Source organism: Microbacterium sp. (genome assembly GCF_047972865.1).
Taxonomy (GTDB): Bacteria; Actinomycetota; Actinomycetes; order Actinomycetales; family Microbacteriaceae; genus Microbacterium.
Genome location: NZ_JBKEAY010000186.1, coordinates 1 through 2578, shown reverse-complemented (window position 1 = coordinate 2578; position 2578 = coordinate 1). Strand labels below are relative to the sequence as shown.

The 2578-nt window shown below is 72.4% G+C and carries 4 protein-coding genes; all 4 read left to right on the top strand.

Going from position 1 to position 2578, the window contains the following annotated elements; genetic code table 11:
* Positions 1-759: carbohydrate ABC transporter permease (locus tag ACK5KK_RS11130; RefSeq protein ID WP_416890155.1), on the top strand; the 759-nt coding region annotated here is incomplete at its 5' end.
* A 31-nt stretch (positions 760-790) separates the two neighbouring features.
* A complete protein-coding gene (locus tag ACK5KK_RS11125; protein ID WP_416890154.1) occupies positions 791-1588 on the top strand; it encodes a 6-phosphogluconolactonase in 798 nt (265 codons plus the stop codon).
* Positions 1585-2328 carry a GntR family transcriptional regulator gene (locus ACK5KK_RS11120; RefSeq protein ID WP_416890153.1) on the top strand — a complete coding sequence of 248 codons (744 nt, stop codon included), beginning with the start codon at positions 1585-1587 and terminating at the stop codon, positions 2326-2328. The genes ACK5KK_RS11125 and ACK5KK_RS11120 overlap by 4 nt, the downstream gene beginning before the upstream one ends.
* A partial coding sequence (locus ACK5KK_RS11115; protein WP_416890152.1) for a hypothetical protein occupies positions 2325-2578 on the top strand: 254 nt, incomplete at its 3' end. The genes ACK5KK_RS11120 and ACK5KK_RS11115, both read left to right, overlap by 4 nt.

Here is a 2578-nt window from a genome sequence, read left to right as displayed (position 1 = left end):
CCGTTCGTGTCGATCGTCATCCTCTCGCTCACCCCGTCGGGTCAGCGCACGGCGGGGCTCGCGCTGCCGAGCCAGCCGACGCTCGACAACTACGTCACGGCGTGGACGCGGGGCGAGTTCGGCCAGGCGATGTTCAGCTCGCTGATCGTCGCGGTCGCCGTCGTCATCGGCGCCTGCGCGGTCTCGATCCTCGCCGGCTACGCCTTCGCGACGATGCGGTTCCCGGCGCGGGCGCTGCTGCTGGGGTTCCTGCTCATCGGCCTGATCGTGCCGTACGAGGGCATCATCGTCCCGCTGTACTATCTGCTCGACGGGATGGGGCTGCTGAACACGTATTGGGCGTTGATCCTGCCGCAGATCGCGACCTCCGTCTCCTTGGGGGTGTTGTGGATGCGGACCGTCTACGCGAACGTGCCCGGGTCGCTGGCCGAGGCCGCGTGGATCGACGGCGCGAGCCGGTGGGGCACCCTGTGGCGCATCCACCTGCCGATCTCGCTGCCGGCCCTAGCGACCCTGGCGACCCTCCTCTTCCTGTACACCTGGAACGAGTTCCTGATGGCGCTCGTCCTTGTCCCGCAGAACCCCGACGTGCAGACGGCACCGCTGGCGCTGTCGTTCTTCGCCGGATCGACGCGCAACTTCGACCCGGTCGTCACCGCGGCCGCCGCCGTGACGGTCGCGCTGCCGATCCTGGTGATCTACGTCGTCTTCCAACGCCGCTTCATCAGCGGGATCGTCTCCGGAGCGGTGAAGGAATGACCGCGGCCGGCCCCAGAAAGGAACCACGCAGATGACCCCCAGCCCCGTACGGCGCTTCGCCGACGCCGCGTCCCTCGGTCGCGAGCTGGCCGCCGACATCGCCGACCGGATCGAGCGCGCGGCATCCGACGGCGAGGGTTTCGTCCTCGGATGCCCCGGCGGGCGCACCCCGATGTCGACCTACGCGGCGCTCGCCGACGAGTTCGCGGCCCGCGGCCTCGACCTCACCGGGCTCGTGATCGCGATGATGGACGACTACGTGCAGCCGGCCGGAGACGGCTGGGGGCACATCCCCGCCGACGCGCACAACTCGTGCCGGCGGTTCGCGCGCGAGGAGATCCAGGCGGTGCTGAACGCCGGGGTGGCGGAGGGTCTGCGCATCCCGGACGAGAACGTCTGGTTCCCGGACCCCGCCGAACCGGCCGCGTACGACGAGCGCTTGCGCGCGGCCGGCGGGGTGGACTTCTTCATCCTCGCCAGCGGTGCCGGCGACGGGCACGTCGCCTTCAACCCGCCCGGCAGTGACCTCGACTCGCGCACCCGCGTCGTCGAACTGGCCGAGCAGACCCGGCGGGACAACCTGGCCACCTTCCCCGACTACCGGGGCCTGGACGACGTGCCCGGTCACGGCGTGACCGTCGGCATCCGCACCATCGCGGAGCAGTCCCGCGCTGCCGCCATGATCCTCATCGGCGGTGACAAGCAGGACGCCTTCGCCCGGCTGCGGCAGGGGGAGGGGTACGATCCGGACTGGCCGGCGACGGTGTACCGCCTCGTCCCCGGTGCCCTGCTCTACGCCGACGCCGCCGCCGTCGGCGACGATTCGTGACCGACCGGCCGCCGCTCGGGCGCGCCGCGGTCGCCGCCCGCGAAGAGATCTACCGTCTCATCGAGTCGGGTGTGTTCCCGCCGGGGCAGAAACTGCCCGGCGAACGCGACCTCGCCGCGCGGCTGGGTGTCAGCCGCGTCGTGCTGCGGCAGGCGCTCGCGACGCTGGCCGAACAGGGGCGGCTGGAGAACTCGCCGTGGCGCGGCTGGTTCGTCACGGCGCCCCGCATGGCCGATCAGACGACGCTGCGCTCGTTCAGCGAGATGGCCCGCGCCCGCGGTCTCGCCCCCGGTGCCCGCATCGCCCGCCGCGCCACGCGGGCCGCGAACCTCGACGAGGCCGCCGCGCTCGCCGTCGCCCCGGCATCCCGCGTGCACGAGGTGCACCGGGTGCGCACGCTCGACGGCGTGCCGGCGTGCTACGACATCACGGTGCTTCCGCTGGGACGCTTCCCGGGCATCGACGGCGTCGTCCTGGAGGACGCTTCGCTCTACGCCGTGCTGGAGGGGGGCCACGACGTGCGGGTGGTCCGCACCGACTATGCGATCCGGGCCGACGCGGCGCCGGCCGAGGTCGCCGCCGCACTCGGCATCACGGAGCGCGACCCGGTGCTGGTCGGGGAAGAGACCGCGTTCGACCTCGCCGGCGTCCCGGTGCTGCTGGGGCGGGTCACGTATCGCCACGATGCCTACGAGTTCCAGGCCACGCTGTGGCGCTCCTACGAGGGAGGCACCCCGTGACCGCGGTGCTGTCGGTCGATGTCGGCGGCACCAAGACGCTCCTCGGCACCGTCCACGCCGACGGTCGCGTCGAGGACGCGCACACCGTGACCACCCGCGTCGGCGGTGACGACATCGAGCGTGTCGTCGCGCTGACGGCCGCCGCCGCGCGGGACCGGCGCCCGGTCGCCGTCTCGGTCGGCTTCCCCGAATACGTCTCCCCGGACGGGTCGCTCACCTCGCACGAGGTGCTCACCTGGGGGCGGCAGCC